The organism is Streptomyces sp. NPDC017225, from assembly GCF_044331465.1.
In the GTDB taxonomy this organism is placed as follows: domain Bacteria; phylum Actinomycetota; class Actinomycetes; order Streptomycetales; family Streptomycetaceae; genus Streptomyces.
This window is the reverse complement of the sequence record NZ_JBIRNE010000014.1, coordinates 111,729-127,582: the sequence shown is the minus strand read 5'-3', so window position 1 is coordinate 127,582 and position 15,854 is coordinate 111,729. Positions and strand designations below refer to the sequence as shown.

General features: G+C 72.2%; 13 protein-coding genes and 2 pseudogenes. 5 read left to right on the top strand and 10 right to left on the bottom strand.

Annotated features, from left to right (window positions below; translation table 11 throughout):
- Positions 1–149: 149 nt before the first annotated feature.
- The 6 genes and pseudogenes from ACH4NX_RS27405 to ACH4NX_RS27380 all read right to left on the bottom strand — a co-directional run bounded on the left by ACH4NX_RS27405 (position 150) and on the right by ACH4NX_RS27380 (position 6,175).
- The gene (locus tag ACH4NX_RS27405) at positions 150–869 is read right to left on the bottom strand and encodes an LAETG motif-containing sortase-dependent surface protein (RefSeq protein ID WP_351398237.1); all 720 of its coding nucleotides are present in this window, start codon (positions 867–869) and stop codon (positions 150–152) included.
- Positions 870–1,187: 318 nt separating this feature from the next.
- The gene (locus ACH4NX_RS27400; RefSeq protein ID WP_055421720.1) at positions 1,188–1,595 is read right to left on the bottom strand and encodes a VOC family protein; all 408 of its coding nucleotides are present in this window, start codon (positions 1,593–1,595) and stop codon (positions 1,188–1,190) included.
- A 185-nt stretch (positions 1,596–1,780) separates the two neighbouring features.
- Positions 1,781–3,317 (bottom strand): annotated as a pseudogene (locus ACH4NX_RS27395) (hypothetical protein).
- A complete protein-coding gene (locus ACH4NX_RS27390; RefSeq protein WP_351398241.1) occupies positions 3,299–4,075 on the bottom strand; it encodes an ATP-binding cassette domain-containing protein in 777 nt (258 codons plus the stop codon). The pseudogene ACH4NX_RS27395 and the gene ACH4NX_RS27390 overlap by 19 nt, the downstream one beginning before the upstream one ends.
- Positions 4,076–4,289: 214 nt before the next feature.
- Entirely contained in the window at positions 4,290–5,657 is a 1,368-nt protein-coding gene (locus ACH4NX_RS27385) for an aspartate aminotransferase family protein (protein WP_351398243.1), read from the bottom strand.
- A 2-nt stretch (positions 5,658–5,659) separates the two neighbouring features.
- Entirely contained in the window at positions 5,660–6,175 is a 516-nt protein-coding gene (locus ACH4NX_RS27380) for an Lrp/AsnC family transcriptional regulator (protein ID WP_351398245.1), read from the bottom strand.
- Positions 6,176–6,340: 165 nt separating this feature from the next.
- Here ACH4NX_RS27380 and ACH4NX_RS27375 point away from each other — a divergent pair, with 165 nt between their 5' ends.
- From ACH4NX_RS27375 to ACH4NX_RS27365, 3 genes and pseudogenes are all read left to right on the top strand, one after another.
- Entirely contained in the window at positions 6,341–7,780 is a 1,440-nt protein-coding gene (locus tag ACH4NX_RS27375; RefSeq protein WP_398129030.1) for a gamma-aminobutyraldehyde dehydrogenase, read from the top strand.
- Between the two features lie 170 nt (positions 7,781–7,950).
- Positions 7,951–9,141: a spermidine/putrescine ABC transporter substrate-binding protein gene (locus ACH4NX_RS27370; protein WP_398129029.1), complete on the top strand. Its 1,191-nt coding sequence runs from the start codon at positions 7,951–7,953 to the stop codon at positions 9,139–9,141.
- A 55-nt stretch (positions 9,142–9,196) separates the two neighbouring features.
- A pseudogene (locus tag ACH4NX_RS27365) lies at positions 9,197–9,457 on the top strand (HXXEE domain-containing protein); the annotation flags it as partial.
- On the opposite strand, the gene ACH4NX_RS27360 reads toward ACH4NX_RS27365, so the two are convergent.
- The 3 genes from ACH4NX_RS27360 to ACH4NX_RS27350 all read right to left on the bottom strand — a co-directional run bounded on the left by ACH4NX_RS27360 (position 9,435) and on the right by ACH4NX_RS27350 (position 12,635).
- Positions 9,435–10,601, bottom strand: a complete 1,167-nt coding sequence (locus ACH4NX_RS27360; RefSeq protein WP_398129028.1) for a serine hydrolase domain-containing protein — start codon at positions 10,599–10,601, stop codon at positions 9,435–9,437. The pseudogene ACH4NX_RS27365 and the gene ACH4NX_RS27360 overlap by 23 nt on opposite strands.
- A 155-nt stretch (positions 10,602–10,756) precedes the next feature.
- Entirely contained in the window at positions 10,757–11,461 is a 705-nt protein-coding gene (locus ACH4NX_RS27355) for a glycerophosphodiester phosphodiesterase (protein ID WP_351398253.1), read from the bottom strand.
- 13 nt (positions 11,462–11,474) lie between these two features.
- On the bottom strand, positions 11,475–12,635 hold the full coding sequence (locus ACH4NX_RS27350; protein ID WP_398129027.1) for an adenosine deaminase: 1,161 nt from the start codon (positions 12,633–12,635) through the stop codon (positions 11,475–11,477).
- Positions 12,636–12,691: 56 nt separating this feature from the next.
- Here ACH4NX_RS27350 and ACH4NX_RS27345 point away from each other — a divergent pair, with 56 nt between their 5' ends.
- Entirely contained in the window at positions 12,692–13,393 is a 702-nt protein-coding gene (locus ACH4NX_RS27345; protein WP_351398257.1) for a DUF4190 domain-containing protein, read from the top strand.
- Between the two features lie 30 nt (positions 13,394–13,423).
- Here ACH4NX_RS27345 and ACH4NX_RS27340 read toward each other — a convergent pair whose 3' ends face one another.
- Complete coding sequence (locus ACH4NX_RS27340) at positions 13,424–14,047, bottom strand: NADAR family protein (protein ID WP_398129026.1); 624 nt, start codon at positions 14,045–14,047, stop codon at positions 13,424–13,426.
- 216 nt (positions 14,048–14,263) lie between these two features.
- On the opposite strand from ACH4NX_RS27340, the gene ACH4NX_RS27335 reads away from it, so the two are divergent.
- Positions 14,264–15,808, top strand: coding sequence for a gamma-aminobutyraldehyde dehydrogenase (locus ACH4NX_RS27335; protein ID WP_351398260.1), 1,545 nt, complete (start codon positions 14,264–14,266; stop codon positions 15,806–15,808).
- The last annotated feature ends 46 nt before the right edge of the window (positions 15,809–15,854 follow it).

The following is a 15,854-nucleotide window of genomic DNA, read 5'->3' as shown; positions in this document are numbered from 1 at the left end:
CGCCCCCGCTCGTCGTGGTCTACCTCGTCTCTTCCTGCCGCCGCCCGCCCCCCCCCCCCCCCCGCCCGCGCCCGCCCGGGGGGGGGGGGGGGCGGGGGGGGGGCCCCCCCCCCCCCACCGCCGTTGACCGGGCGCCGGTGTGCGGGGCGTCAGCGGTCGCTGTTCGCTCCGCGGCGGCGCAGGCCGAAGAAGACCGCGGCGCCACCGAGGGCGACCAGGGCCGCCGCGATGCCGACGATCATGCCGGTGTTCGAGTTGGCGCCGGTCTCGGCGAGGTTGGACTCACCGGCCGCCGGGGAGGGGGCGTTGCTCGGCACGGCCGCCGGTGCGGTGCTCTCGCTCGCCGACGGCGTTGACGTGGACGGTGCCGACGTGGAGGGCGCCGGTGCGGGCGTCTCGGTCTCCTCGGCCGGGGAGGAGGAGCTCTCCGACGGGGTCGGGGCCGGGGTGTCCTCCGTCTCGCAGGGGGTCGACGGGGTCACGAGGTTCGGCTTGATGTCCTCGTCGACGTAGCTGTCGGCCTTGACGTGGACGCGGTACTCGGCGTTCGGCTTCCAGTCCGCGGGGAAGGTGATGGTGCTGCCTTCGCGCGAGCCCTTGACCACCTGCTCGCCGATCTTCTCGGCGTCGGCACCGTTGTTCTGCAGGTACACGGTGACGGTGGCGGGGATGCCGGCGGGGTCCACGTCGGTGACGGTGATGACACCCTTGTCGCCCTCGCACTCGGCGGCGGCGGAGAACTCGCTGATGTCGCAGGCGAGGGCGCTGCCGGCGGCGCCGAGGGCCAGGGCCACCGAGGCGGAGGCGACGCCGAGGGCGCGGACGCCGCGACGTGATGCCGTACGACTGATTATGGACAGGACTGCCACGTTTGTCCTTTACGGGAGCGCAGATGCGGGGGGTGAAGAGGGTGCTGACGCGTGAATGACGTGGCATCAGCACACCTACGAGCCTCACTGGTCTATAAGCGGTGCATAAGCAGTGTCAACGCATATGCCGGTCAAGGGCGTTGGCTTTGCCGTGTTATTAACCGCCGTGACGTTTCAGCGTCTGCCGCCCGACCCGTTCAAGACCTTCTCGGCCTCTGCGCCCGCCATCCGTCCACCGGCCGGGAGCTGTGCCTGTGGCCGGGACCCGGGCTGGGCGGGTGTGGGATCCACCCGCCCATGCTGTGGCGCGTGTCCTGCTCAGCCCTCGACCGCCGCCGGGTCCATCCACACGACCTCGAAGGTGTGGCCGTCGAGGTCGTCGAAGGCGCGGCCGTACATGAAGCCGTGGTCCTGGGTCTCGCCGGAGACCGAGCCGCCGGCGGCGACCGCCTTCTCCACCAGCTCGTCGACCTTCTCGCGGCTCTCGGCGCTCAGCGCGATCAGCACCTCGCTGGACTTCGTCGAGTCCACGATCTCCTTCTTCGTGAACTGCCGGTACTTCTCCGGCGTGTGCACCATCACCACGATGGCCTCGCTCAGCGGGATCGAGGCGGTGGTGTCGTCGCTGAACTGGGCGTTGATCTCGTAACCGAGCTCGGTGAAGAACTTCTTCGAGGCGTCCAGGTTGCCGGTGGCCAGGTTCACGAAGATCATCTGCTGGTACATGGGGGCCTCTCCCGTCGGTGTCCTGCTGTGGTCATGCCGTTCGAAGGGCTAGACGCGACGGGCTCGCGAAACTCATCGCTGGTTCGCGGATTTCTTCGAGAAACTTTTACCGGCAGCGCAGGGGCAGGGCAGGGGCAGGGCAGGGGCAGCGCGGAGGCGGGGCAGCGCGGTGGCCGCCGCGGCGCTCAGCGGGCCAGCGGCAGCGATGCCAGCCCCGCGACGATCAGGGTCAGCGGGCCGAACAGGGCGAGCAGGGCGCCGCCGCGGACCGCCGCGGCGGCGCGCAGGGTCGCGGGGGGCGCCCCCAGCCGCAGCAGGGCGTCGGTGGTGTCGGTGCGGGCGTGTTTGGCCTCGACGGCCGCGGTGAGCAGGGTGGCCACCGTGCAGCCGGCCACGAGCAGGGCGCCGAGGGTGCTGAGCGGGCCGAAGGCCGGTCCGTCGCCGTCGTACAGGGTGGCGGCGACGTAGGCCGCCGAGGCCACGGCGCAGACGACGCCGAGGGGGCGGCCGATGCGGCGCGACTCCTCCATGAGCACTCGGCCGGCCAAAAGACGCAGGGCGCCGGGGCGGGCCGCCTGGAGCAGGCGGCCGCAGAGATGGGTGAGGCCGGGGCCGGCCAGGGCGAGGCCCAGGGCGGTGACGGCCCAGCCGACGAGGACGCCGGCGGAAGGGGTGGTGTCGGGGGCGAGGGAGGCGCTGTTGCCGGCGTACGTCTCGACGGCGAGGCCCGCGGTGAGCACGGCGATGCCCCAGGGGAGGGCGGTGGTGTTCTGGGGACGGGGAGCGTCGGTCCCGGCCCCGGCCCCGGTCCCGGCCGGGGTCGTGGGGGCGGGTACGGCGTCCGGCGTCGGCTGCGGGAGGTCCGCCGTGGCCGGGGCGGGGGTGACGTCGGCCCGCGCTCGCAGGGTGTCTCCCGGCGCGTCCGCCGGTGCGGCGTCCACGTGCGCGGCCCCGGCGGCACGGACGGGCGCGCTGGGCGCGCTGGGCGTGACGGGGGTGGCGGTCATGTCCGCGCTCGTGTCGGCGCTCATGTCGGCGGGCCGGGTCGGCCGAGTGGCTCCGCCGCCCGCCGTCGCCGGTGCGAGGCGGGCGCCGAAGCGGCCGTACGCACCGAAGGTCTCGCGGGCCTTGCCCCAGCCGTACGCGCCGAAGCGGCCGTAGCCGCGCGAGCCGGTGGACGGGGCGCGGGGGGGGGGGGGGGGGGGGGGGGGGGGGGGGGGGGCCCCCCCCCCCCCCCCCCCCCCGCCCCCCCGCGGCCGGTACCAAGGTCAGCAGGGTCAGCGCCGCCGGGACGGGGAGGGGACGGCCGACGGCCAGGGCGTCGGCCGCGGCACCGTCGAAGGGCAGGCCCGTCAGGTCGCCGCGCAGGTGCAGGAAGACGAGCAGGGCCGCCGCCGAGCCGAGCGCGCCGGACAGGGCCGTGGTCGTCGCCGAGACGGCCATCAGCCGGCCGGGGCCCAGGCCGATCGCCGAGAGTCCCGGGCGGGGCCGGGAGCCGGGATCGGTGCGGGCCACGGCGACGGCGAGGTACACGGTGGCGGCCAGCGGAGCCGCGCACCAGGCCAGGCGGAGGGCGGAGCCGCCGGGTGTGTCCTGGTGGGTCATCGCGTGGCCGAGGGCGCACAGCAGCAGGAAGCCCGTGCCCGCCGAGGCCACCGCGACCAGCAGACGGCGCAGCTGGACGGCGAGGCGGGCGACGCGGGTCAGGCGGAGAGCGAGCACGCCGACCGGCCTTCCGTTCCGGGGGTCCCCGTGGCTTCCGTGGCCACCGCGGTCTCGGTGACCGGGGGGAGGTGCACGGTCCGCACCCGCCGTCCGTCCAGCAGCGCCACCGTGCGGTCCGCGAGGGCGGCGGTCCGCGCGTCGTGCGTCGCGAGGAGGACGGTGATGCCGTGCGAGCGGGCCGCCGTGGTGAGCGTCCGCAGGACCTGGGCGCGGTCGGCGCGGTGCAGGGGGGCCGTCGGCTCGTCGGCGAAGAGGACCGCGGGGGCGACGGCGAGCGCGCGGGCGATGCAGACGCGCTGCCGCTCGGCCTGCTGGAGTTCGTCCGGGCGCCGACGGGCCTTGTCGCCGACGTCGAGGCGCTCCAGCCACTCCAGCGCGGCGGTCTTGGCCCGGCGCCGGCCGACGCCGCGCAGCATGAGGGGGAGGGCGGCGTTCTCCCAGGTGTTGAGCTCCGGGACGAGCGCGGGGGCGGGGTCGATCCAGCCGAAGCGGTCGCGGCGCAGTCGCTCGCGGCGGAGCGGGCCCATGGTGTGCACCGGCACGTTGCCGAACCACACCTCGCCGTCCTGTGGCCGGACCAGGCCGGACAGACACCGCAGCAGCGTGGTCTTGCCGCTGCCGCGCGGGCCGCTCACGGCGAGGATCTCGCCCTCGCGGACACCGAGCGACACGCCTTGCAGCGCGGGGGAGCCGTCGTGGTGCTGGAAGTGCAGGGCGTGGGCCCGGAGCACGTCGTGGTCCGGCGGAGCCTCCATGGGCGTACACCTCGGTTCTGATCCGTGTTTCCCCGGTCACGTCCCCCTTCCGGGGGAACGAAGAAGGGGCCGATCGGTCACAGGGCACCGTAAGGAGTCCGCACGGAGGAAGCCGTACAGCACGCGGCCCCGGGCCGCCGTTCCCACTCGAACGGACGGCACCGGGGCCGGTGATGATCATCCAGACGGATGATCGAAGTACGCCTGGACCAGATCAGAGCTTCGTCCACGCCTCCGTCAGCGTGGCGCGCAGGATCTGCTCGATCTCGTCGAAGGTCTCCTGGTTGGAGATCAGCGGCGGGGCGAGCTGGATGACCGGGTCGCCGCGGTCGTCGGCACGGCAGTACAGGCCGTTCTCGAAGAGCTTCTTGGAGAGGAAGCCGTACAGGACGCGCTCGGTCTCCTCGTCGTTGAAGGACTCCTTGGTGGCCTTGTCCTTGACCAGTTCGATGCCGTAGAAGAAGCCGTTGCCGCGGACGTCGCCGACGATCGGCAGGTCGTGCAGCTTCTCCAGGGTGGCGCGGAAGGCGCCCTCGTTGTCGAGCACGTGCTGGTTGAGTCCCTCGCGCTCGAACAGGTCGAGGTTGGCGATACCCACCGCGGCGGAGACCGGGTGGCCGCCGAAGGTGTAGCCGTGCAGGAAGGTGTTGTCGCCCTTGTAGAACGGCTCGGCCAGGCGGTCGGAGATGACGCACGCGCCGATCGGGGAGTAGCCCGAGGTCATGCCCTTGGCGCAGGTGATCATGTCCGGGACGTAGCCGAACTTGTCGCAGGCGAACGTGGTGCCCAGGCGGCCGAAGGCGCAGATGACCTCGTCCGAGACGAGCAGCACGTCGTACTGGTCGCATATCTCGCGCACCCGCTGGAAGTAGCCGGGCGGGGGCGGGAAGCAGCCGCCGGCGTTCTGCACGGGCTCCAGGAAGACGGCCGCGACGGTCTCCGGGCCCTCGAACAGGATCTGCTGTTCGATCTGGTCGGCGGCCCAGCGGCCGAACGCCTCGGGGTCGTCGCCGAAGAGCGGGGCGCGGTAGATGTTGGTGTTCGGCACCTTGTGCGCGCCCGGCACGAGCGGCTCGAAGGGGGCCTTCAGGGCGGGCAGGCCGGTGATGGACAGGGCGCCCTGCGGGGTGCCGTGGTAGGCGACCGCGCGGGAGATGACCTTGTACTTGGTCGGCTTGCCGGTCAGCTTGAAGTACTGCTTGGCGAGCTTCCAGGCGGTCTCGACCGCCTCGCCGCCACCGGTGGTGAAGAAGACCTTGTTGAGGTCGCCGGGGGCCTCGTTGGCGAGGCGCTCGGCCAGCTCCACGGCCTTGGGGTGGGCGTAGGACCACACCGGGAAGAAGGCGAGCTCCTGCGCCTGCTTGGAGGCGGTCTCGGCGAGCTCCGTGCGGCCGTGTCCGGCCTGGACCACGAACAGGCCGGCGAGACCGTCGAGGTAGCGCTTGCCCTTGTCGTCGTAGATGTGGGTGCCCTCACCGCGGACGATGGTGGGGACGGGGGCGTTCTCGTACGACGACATGCGGGTGAAGTGCATCCACAGGTGGTCGTACGCGGTCCTGCTGAGGTCCTTGTCGGTGCTCACGATTATCGGGTTCCCCACATATAGGTCTGCTTCTTGAGCTTGAGGTAGACGAAGCTCTCGGTGGAGCGCACGCCGGGGACGGCCCGGATGCGTTTGTTGATGACGTCCAGGAGGTGGTCGTCGTCCTCGCAGACGACCTCCACCATCAGGTCGAAGGAGCCCGCGGTCATCACCACGTACTCGCACTCGGACATGGCCGTCACCGCGTCGGCGACGGACTCCACGTCGCCCTCGACGCGGACGCCGACCATCGCCTGCCGGCGGAAGCCCACGGTGAGCGGGTCCGTGACGGCGACGATCTGCATCACGCCCTGGTCGAGGAGCTTCTGGACGCGCTGTCGCACGGCCGCCTCCGACAGGCCCACGGCCTTGCCGATGGCGGCGTACGGCCGGCGGCCGTCCTCCTGGAGCTGCTCGATGATGGCGAGGGAGACGGCGTCCAACTGGGGACCGCCGTTCCTGGACTCGCGGGAGTCCTTCTGGTCTGCGCTTCGACTGGCCACGGCTTCACTGTGCACGACGTATCGACAGTTTCGCAAGGTTGGATCGATGAAATCCGTCGTATGTAAGGCCCGCTGCTTCGGATTTCGCAACCCAGCCGGGGTCAGGGGTGTTGAAAACGTCAGCTCTCCGTCTAGGGTGGGTGTCTCAGTTACTGGACACCCGAACTTGGAGGGCCGGCAGTGAGCACCGAGCTGCGTCGTCTGCGCAATTACATCGACGGTGAGTTCCGGGACGCCGCCGACGGACGGACCACGGAGGTGATCAACCCCGTCACGGGCGAGGCCTACGCGACCGCCCCCCTGTCCGGTCAGGCGGACGTCGACGCCGCCATGGCGGCCGCCGCCGCGGCCTTCCCGGCCTGGCGCGACACCACCCCGGCCGAGCGGCAGAAGGCCCTGCTGAAGATCGCGGACGCGTTCGAGGAGCGGGCCGAGGAGCTGATCGCGGCCGAGGTGGAGAACACGGGCAAGCCCATCGGCCTGACCCGCTCCGAGGAGATCCCGCCGATGGTCGACCAGATCCGCTTCTTCGCGGGCGCGGCGCGGATGCTGGAGGGGCGCAGCGCCGGTGAGTACATGGAGGGCCTGACCTCCATGGTCCGCCGCGAGCCGATCGGCGTCTGCGCGCAGGTCGCGCCGTGGAACTACCCGATGATGATGGGCGTGTGGAAGTTCGCCCCGGCGCTCGCCGCGGGCAACACGGTCGTCCTCAAGCCCTCGGACACGACCCCGGCCTCCACCACCCTGATGGCCGACATCATCGGCTCGATCGTGCCCAAGGGCGTCTTCAACGTCGTCTGCGGCGACCGCGACACCGGCCGGCTGATGGTCGAGCACCACACCCCGGCGATGGCCTCCATCACCGGCTCCGTGCGGGCCGGCATGCAGGTCGCCGAGTCGGCGTCGAGGGACCTCAAGCGGGTCCACCTGGAGCTGGGCGGCAAGGCGCCGGTCGTCGTCTTCGAGGACACCGACATCCCCAAGGCCGTCGAGGACATCTCGGTCGCGGGCTTCTTCAACGCCGGCCAGGACTGCACGGCGGCCACCCGCGTGCTCGTCCACGAGGCGATCCACGACGAGTTCGTGAGCGCGCTCGCGAAGGCGGCGGCCGAGACCAAGACCGGTCAGCCGGACGACGAGGACGTGCTGTACGGACCGCTCAACAACGCCAACCAGCTCAAGCAGGTCGCCGGGTTCGTCGAGCGCCTCCCCGCCCACGCCAAGGTCGAGGCGGGCGGCCACCAGGTCGGCGAGAAGGGCTACTTCTACGCCCCGACCGTCGTCTCGGGCCTCAGGCAGGACGACGAGATCGTGCAGAAGGAGGTCTTCGGCCCGGTCATCACCGTCCAGTCCTTCCGCGACGAGGACCAGGCGGTGGAGTGGGCCAACGGCGTCGAGTACGCGCTGGCCTCCTCGGTGTGGACCAAGGACCACGGCCGCGCCATGCGGATGTCCAAGAAGCTGGACTTCGGCTGCGTGTGGATCAACACCCACATCCCGCTGGTCGCCGAGATGCCGCACGGCGGCTTCAAGAAGTCCGGTTACGGCAAGGACCTGTCGTCGTACGGCTTCGACGACTACACGCGGGTCAAGCACGTGATGACGTCGCTGGACGTGTGACGCCTGCTGGACGCCGTATTCCGGCGGCGCCGCCCCGGACGGGAACTCCGTCCGGGGCGGCGCCGTGTGAAGCGCCGGCCCGCCCCGGTCGACAGGGTGTCCGGGCTGGACGAACGCGCTCGACGCAGCGTCGATTGTTCCCGGCGGCGCGGGCGCGGCATCCTGCGGCCATGCCCCTGCTCTGGAAGACGCCCTCGTTCTCCCGTCGGTCCCTGCTGCGCGGCCTGGGCGGCTCCGCCGCGGCCGGAGCGCTGGCGGGCTGCGGCGTGCCGGCCGCGTACGTCGCGCCGGGTGACCGTGCCGCGAGGGACCGGTCCGCCACCGAACCACGGCTGACCTGGGCGAACTGGCCGCTGTACATCGACACCGACGACGAGCGTCCGAGCCGGCGGCCCACGCTGGAGGCGTTCGAGGAGCGGTCGGGCGTCTCCGTCGAGTACATCGAGGAGATCAACGACAACGACGAGTTCTTCGGCAAGCTCAGCCCGTCCCTGATGAACCACCGGCCCACCGACCGCGACCTGATCGTCATCAGCGACTGGATGTGCGGGCGCTTCGTCCGGCTCGGCTGGGTGCAGGAGATGGACCGCTCCCGTCAGCCGAACGTCACCGCGCACCTCGACCCGCTGCTGCGTTCGCCCGCCTTCGACCCGGGCCGGAGGTTCACCGTGCCCTGGCAGTCGGGCATCACCGGCATCGCGTACAACCGCCGCAGGCTCGGCCGGGAGATCCGGCACGTGTCCGAGCTGTGGGCGGGCGACCTCAAGGGCCGGGTGACCCTGCTGTCCGGCATGGACGAGGCGTTCGCGCTGCTGATGCAGGGCGACGGCGTGGACATCACCGACTGGACGGCGGACGACTTCCACGCGATGTGCGACCTGGTGGAGCGGCAGGTCGACAAGGGCCAGATCCGCCGCTTCACCGGCAACGACTACATCAAGGACCTCGCCGGCGGGGACGTCCTGGCCTGCCAGGCCTACTCCGGTGACGTGATCCAGCTCCAGGCGGACGACCCGGACATCGAGTTCGTCGTCCCCGAGGAGGGCGCCGAGCTGTGGTCGGAGTCCCTGATGATTCCCAACCTGGCCCGCCACAAGGCCAACGCCGAGCGTCTGATCGACTACTACTACCGGCCCGAGGTCGCCGCCGAGCTGGCCGCCTGGGTCAACTACGTCTGCCCCGTGCCCGCCGCGCGGGACGTGCTCGCCTCCTCCGACGACGAGGAGACCGCCGCGCTGGCCGAGGACCCGCTGATCTTCCCGGACGCGGCGATGCGTGAACGGCTCGCGATCGCGCGGGACATCGCGGCGGGGGAGCGGTCGGAGTTCGCGAAGCGGTGGAACGGGATAGTGGGCGTCTAGCGGACTGGCCGGTGTGACGAGTCCGGTGTGGTGAATCCGGTGTGGTGAATCCGGTGGGGTGATGGCCGCGGTCGTGGCCTCCGCGTCCGCCGCCGTCCGGCCGGCCGACGGCCGGCCGCCCGGCCGCGTACCGGACCGCGCTCGACGCCTTCGGGCCGCACGGCCTGGTCCACCTCGCGCAGGCGGGGCTCGTCCGCGGCTGCGCGCCCGGGTCCGCGACCTCGCCCGGGGGCTGGGTCCGGCGGGCGCGGCGACGGTCGTGTCGCACGTGGTGGCGCGCCGGCTGACGGGGGCTAGCTCAGCGCGGCCACGGTGATCGCGTCGATGACCGGGTTCGCCTCCGCGCTCTTGGCGTCCGTGGCGTTGACCGAGTGGACAAGGGTGCGGCTCAGGTCGCGGGTGCCGCCGATGAGCGCGCTGTAGCCGTAGCGGGAACCCGACTTGCCCCAGAAGATCTCGCCGCCCACCTCCTTCTTCTCCAGTCCCGCGCTGCGGACCGCGTCCGGGACGCCCGCCGGGGTCGTGAACATCTCCTCCAACTCCGGCTGCGGCACGATCCGCCCCTCGAACAGCTCCGTGAGCAGCCGCTCCAGGTCGGCCATGGTCGAGATCATGTCGCCGGCCGCCCAGCGGTCCGCGTGGTTCCACTCGGTCACGTCGACCAGCTTCACCGTCCCGTCCGGCTGCTCCACCGTCTGGTAGCCCCGGTTGTGCGGGCCGCGGATGCGGGGGTCGGTGCCCGGGAAGTACGTGTGGTGCATGCCGGCCGGGCGCAGGACCAGGCGCGTGGCCTCGGCGGCGTACGCGCGCCCTGTCACCTTCTCGATCAGCAGGCCGAGGATCGTGTAGTTGATGTTCAGGTAGTGCTGCCGCTTCCCCGGGTCGAACTCCGGTCCCTTCGCGATCGCCGACGCCGCGACCCGCTGCGGCGTGAGCGTGTCGAAGCGGTGCGCGTACACCTCCGCGAAGTCGTCACCGAGACCGTCGCCCGGCTGGATGCCGCTGGTGTGGTTCAGCAGCTGCCGGACGCTGATCGGCTCCTCGAAGTCCGGTGTGAACAGGTCGGGGAGGTAGCCCTGCGCCGGTGCGTCCAGGTCGATCCTGTCCTCGGCCGCGAGCCGCAGGACGGTGGCGGCGGTGACGACCTTCGTGACCGAACCGGCGCGGAAACGTGCGTGGGGGTGTGCGGACCGGCCACTGGCCAGGTCGCGTACGCCGGCGCTCCCACGCCAGCCGCCGTCGGTGCTGCCGACCCGCACCAGGGCGGCCGTGGCGTGCTGGTTCGGGACCCCGTCGATGGCGGCGCGCAGTGCCTTCCTGTCCAGTCCGTCGCTGGGCCGGTCGGTGGCGTGGGCGGCGACGGAGGCGGTCGGTGCGGCGAACGCCGGGGCCGCCAGCGGGCCGACGGTCAGGGCCAGGACGACGGAGGCGGCAAGGACGGAGTGGGTACGGGCACGCATCGACTGCTCCAGGGGTTGGGCGTTTGCGGCGGAAGGATCGCTGATCATCCTTGTGTGCCGCGTCCCCCGGCGGATCGTCGGTGAGGAGGGTCCCTTGCCCGGAGCCGGTCTGGGGGAAGTCCCCTACCTACGTGGGGAGTTGTACGGGATCGCCCTTACGGGAGGGGCCCGTCGCCGCGCAGGGCGCACAGCGTGCCGATGCGGTTCGTCGTGATCGAGTCGACGCCCAGGGCGAGCAGCCGGCGCATCGAGCGGCGGGTGTCGGGAGTCCAGACGGAGAGCAGGTGGCCGTCGCGGTGGACGCGCTCGGCCAGCGCCCGGTCCACCAGCCCGAACCGGTAGTTGAGCCAGCGCGGCCGTACCGCCGCCAGCAGCGCGGGCCGGGGCGGGGCCGCCGTGGTCCAGGTCAGCGCGATCTCGGCCGCCGGGTCGGCCGCGCGCACCGCGAGCATGGCGGCGGGGCCCGCGCAGTAGTACACGCGGTCCCGCGCCCCGCACTCGCGGACGACGTCCACCACGCGCCCGACCGCACGCTCACCCGGTCCGCCCGGCAGGTCGAGCATCAGCCGGCTGCCCTCGGTCGCGGCCAGCGCCTCCGCGAGCGTCGGTACCCGGCCGGCCGTGAGCCCGCGCACCTCCTGGGCCGACAGGGAACGCAGCGGCCGGTCCCGCTGCCAGAGCCGCTTCAGCGTCTCGTCGTGCAGCAGCACGGGCACGCCGTCCCGGGTGAGGCGTACGTCGGTCTCGACCGCGTCCGCGCCCCGGCCGAGGGCGGAGCGCAGTGAGTCGATCGTGTTCTCGCGGTGCAGGTACGGATCGCCGCGGTGGGCCACGGCCGTCACGTCGCGCGGGGAGGTCATGGTGCGTCCCGTCTCAGGAGGAGAGCCAGGCGGCGGTGTACGTGTCGATCTCGTCCCTGATCCGCGCCTTGCCGGGCGCGTCCAGGAACGACGCCTCGACCCCGTTCTTCGCCAGCTCGGCGAGCCCGCGCTCGTCGAGGCCGAGGAGCCGGGCGGCGACGGCGTACTCGTTGTTGAGGTCGGTGCCGAACATGGGCGGGTCGTCGGAGTTGATGGTCACCAGGACCCCGGCGCGCGTGAACTCCTTGAGCGGGTGCTCCTCCAGGGTGCGCACCGCGCGGGTGGCGATGTTGGAGGTCGGGCACACCTCCAGCGGGATGCGGTGCTCGGCGAGGTGCGCCAGCAGCTTTGGGTCCTGGGCGGAGCTGGTGCCGTGCCCGATGCGCTCGGCGCGCAGGTGGGTGAGGGCGTCCCACACCGTCTGCGGGCCGGTGGTCTCGCCGGCGTGCGGCACCGAGTGCAGCCCGGCGGCGATCGCCCGGTCGAAGTACGGCTTGAACTGCGGGCGGCCGACCCCGATCTCGGGACCGCCGAGCCCGAAGGAGACCAGCCCCTCGGGGCGCGACCGGTCGTCGGTGGCGAGCCGTGTCGTCTCCTCGGCGGACTCCAGACCTGCCTCGCCGGGGATGTCGAAGCACCAGCGCAGCACGGTCCCGAACTCGGCCTCGGCCGCCTTGCGGGCGTCCTCGATCGCCGCCATGAAGGCGCCCTCGTCGATGCCCCGCCGGGTGGAGGAGTACGGGGTGATGGTCAGCTCGGCGTACCGCACCTGCTGCCGGGCCATGTCCCGGGCCACCTCGTACGTCAGCAGCCGGACGTCCTCCGGGGTGCGGATCAGGTCGACGACGGACAGGTACACGTCGATGAAGTGCGCGAAGTCCGTGAACTGGAAGTAGTCGACCAGCGCCTCGGGGTCGGTGGGGACCTTGGAGTCGGGGTGGCGTGCGGCCAGCTCCGAGACGATGCGCGGGGAGGCGGAGCCGACGTGGTGGACGTGCAGTTCGGCCTTCGGCAGCCCCGCGATGAAGGCGTGCAGATCGCGGGGGACGTCGGGGTCGACGAGGTGCTCGGTCATGGGTTCCTCCCCAAAGCGGCGCCCAGGTCCGGCGCGGGCCGACGGGACGCGGGTGATCGGCTGATCGGTGGGTCGGGGATCATCGTAGGCCGGTCTCACGCCGGACGGCCCGGGACCGTACCATGACGGGCACGATCGACCCAGGGGGACACAGCATGACGGACGCAGCACAGCCGGGTGAGGGCTCCGCCGGCGGGCACAACCCATGGGCGCCCCCCGAGGACGGGCCCTCGCAGGCCAAGGGCCACGCCGCCGCGGGGCAGCCGCGGGAGCCGGGCCGGCCGCCCGCCGACGCCGCGCCGTTCGGGCAGCGGCAGCCGCCGTCCGTGCACGACCAGGCGACGGTCACGGGGATACCGACCGGCGGCACATCGATGCCGCCCGCCGGCTTCGCCGCTCCCGCGGACAGGGTGCCGCCTCCGCCGGTCGCGCCCGGCGGTCCGGGTGGTCCGGGCGGCCCGGGCGCCCCCGGCGGGTACGGCTACCCCGGTTATCCCCAGAGCTACGGCTGGCCCGGCCTTCCGCTGCCTCCGCAGAACGGAATGGGCACCGCGGCGATGGTGCTGGGCATCCTCGCCTGCTCCCTGTTCTGCATGTACGGCGTGGTCTCCCTGGTACTCGGCACCCTCGCCGTGGTCTTCGGTGTCAAGGGACGCCGGAGGGCGGAGCGCGGCGAGGCCAACAACCACGGTCAGGCGCAGGCCGGTTTCGTCATGGGCATCATCGGCATCATTCTGGGCGTCGCCGTGACCGCTCTGATCGCGGTCGCGATCATCGCCGCGGTCAACGACGAGTCGGAATACGACGACCCCTACTACGGCACCTACGAATCGGTGTCGGTCACCGCGGTCCGCTGACGGAGCGGGGCAGCCTCCGGGGCCGCCCCTTCAGCCGTTCTCGCGCAACCTCTGCCGTGCCGCCATCAGCGCGAACCCCAGCAGGTTCGCGCCCCGCCACCGCTCCGGGTCCGTCGCCGCCTCGTCGTCCGGGGCCAGGCCGATGCCCCACACCCGGTCCACGGGACTCGCCTCCACCAGCACCCTGCCCCCGCCGGCCAGCAGGAACGCGCGCAGCGCCGGGTCCGAGGCGAACTTGTGGACGCTGCCCTCGACGACGATCCGGAACCGCTCCCGCTCCCACACCGCCTCGTCGAAGCCGCGCACCAGCCGCCCCGCCTTCTTCGCCCCGGCGGGATGAGCGGCCGCCAGCACCCGCCGCTCGGCCTTCGCGTCCTCGAAGAGCCGGGCCTTGCCCGCCATCATCCAGTGCTCGGCCGTCGCGTACTCCACCCCGGCCACGGTGAACGGTGACGGCCACCACTGGCTCAGACAGCTCGGCCCGATCCGGCCGTCCGGGAGCGGCCGGTGTCCCCAGAACACGAGGTACTTGACCCTCGCGCCCGCCCGGACCCGCCCGATCAGGGCTTCCCTGCCGCCGACGGTCTCCGTCGCCCCCGTGGTCCTCTCTTCGGTGGGCTCCCCCGTGGTCCTCGCCCCCGTGGTCCTCTCCATGCACGCGAGTCTGGCACGCACCACTGACACTCCGTCTGTCCTTTTCCGTGGCGACTCGACACCTGGTCGACAGATTCCGTCGCGTAACCAAATGGCAACAACGGAATCACTTGTTGGAGGCCTAGTGCTCTGCCAGGATCGGCACTCACATCGAGCCAGAGCCACGCCGGCCCCCGGCACGGGGAGACCGCCACGGGGGAGACCAGGAGAGCCGACATGCACAACCCGGCCAACGCCGCCCCAGCCGCCCCGGACCGGTTCCCGGCGAAGGACCGCTTCGCGGACGGGGCCCAGTACATCGCGGGCCGTCCGGCGAAGGGGACCTCCGGGCGCACGCACACCGTCGTCGACCCGGCGACCGGCGAGGATGTCCTCACCTACGAGCTCGCCGGCGCGGACGACGTCGACGCGGCCGTCGCCGCCGCCCGGGAGGCCTTCCCCGGCTGGGCCGGCGCCACCCCGGGCGAGCGTTCCGACGCCCTGCACCGGTTCGCCGAGGTGCTCGCCGAACGTGCCGAGGACTTCGCCCGCGCCGAGTCCCTGCAGTGCGGGAAGCCGCTGAAGCTCACCCGCGAGTTCGATGTGCCGGGCACGGTCGACAACGCCTCCTTCTTCGCCGGCGCCGCCCGCCTTCTGCAGGGCCAGTCGGCGGGGGAGTACTCCGGCGACCACACCTCCTACGTCCGCCGCGAGCCGATCGGTGTCGTGGGGTCGGTCGCGCCCTGGAACTACCCCCTCCAGATGGCCGCCTGGAAGATCCTCCCGGCCATCGCCGCGGGCAACACCATCGTGCTGAAGCCCGCCGAGATCACCCCGCTGACCTCCCTGATGTTCGCCCGGGCGGCGACCGGGGCGGGCATTCCCGACGGCGTGATCAACATCGTCAGCGGCACCGGGCGGGAGGCCGGCGAGCACCTCGTCGGCCACCCCGACGTGGCGATGACCTCCTTCACCGGCTCCACCGCCGTCGGCAGGCGCGTCGCCGAGGTCGCCACCGCCACCGTCAAACGCCTGCACCTGGAGCTGGGCGGCAAGGCGCCCTTCGTCGTCTTCGACGACGCCGACCTCGACGCCGCCGTCCACGGCGCGGTCGCGGGCGCGCTCATCAACACCGGCCAGGACTGCACGGCCGCCACGCGCGCGTACGTGCAGCGGCCCCTGTACGAGGCGTTCGTCGAGAGGACCGCCGCCCTCATGGAGACCGTCCGCCTCGGCGACCCCTTCGCCCCGGGCACCGACCTCGGACCGCTGGTCAGCCACGTCCAGCGGGACCGCGTCGCCGGTTTCGTCGACCGGGCGCGCTCCTACGCGCGCGTGGTGACCGGCGGCGAGGCACCGCGGGGCGACCTGAAGGACGGCGCCTACTACCGGCCCACCCTCATCGCCGACGCCGCGCAGGACAGCGAGGTCGTCCAGTCCGAGATCTTCGGGCCGGTCCTGGTCGTCCTGCCCTTCGACACCGACGACGAGGGCATCCGGCTGGCCAACGACACGCCGTACGGACTCGCAGCCTCCGCCTGGAGCCGGGACGTGTACCGGGCCAACCGTGCCACCCGCGAGATCAAGGCGGGCTGCGTGTGGATCAACGACCACATTCCGATCATCAGCGAGATGCCGCACGGCGGGTACAAGGCGTCCGGCTTCGGCAAGGACATGTCCGCCTACTCCTTCGAGGAGTACACACAGGTCAAGCACGTCATGTTCGACAACACCGCGGTGGCGGCCAAGGACTGGCACCGCACCGTCTTCGGGGACCGATAGCCATCACGCCAGGCCGCCGACCACGGCCGACCCACCCGAAAGGGCA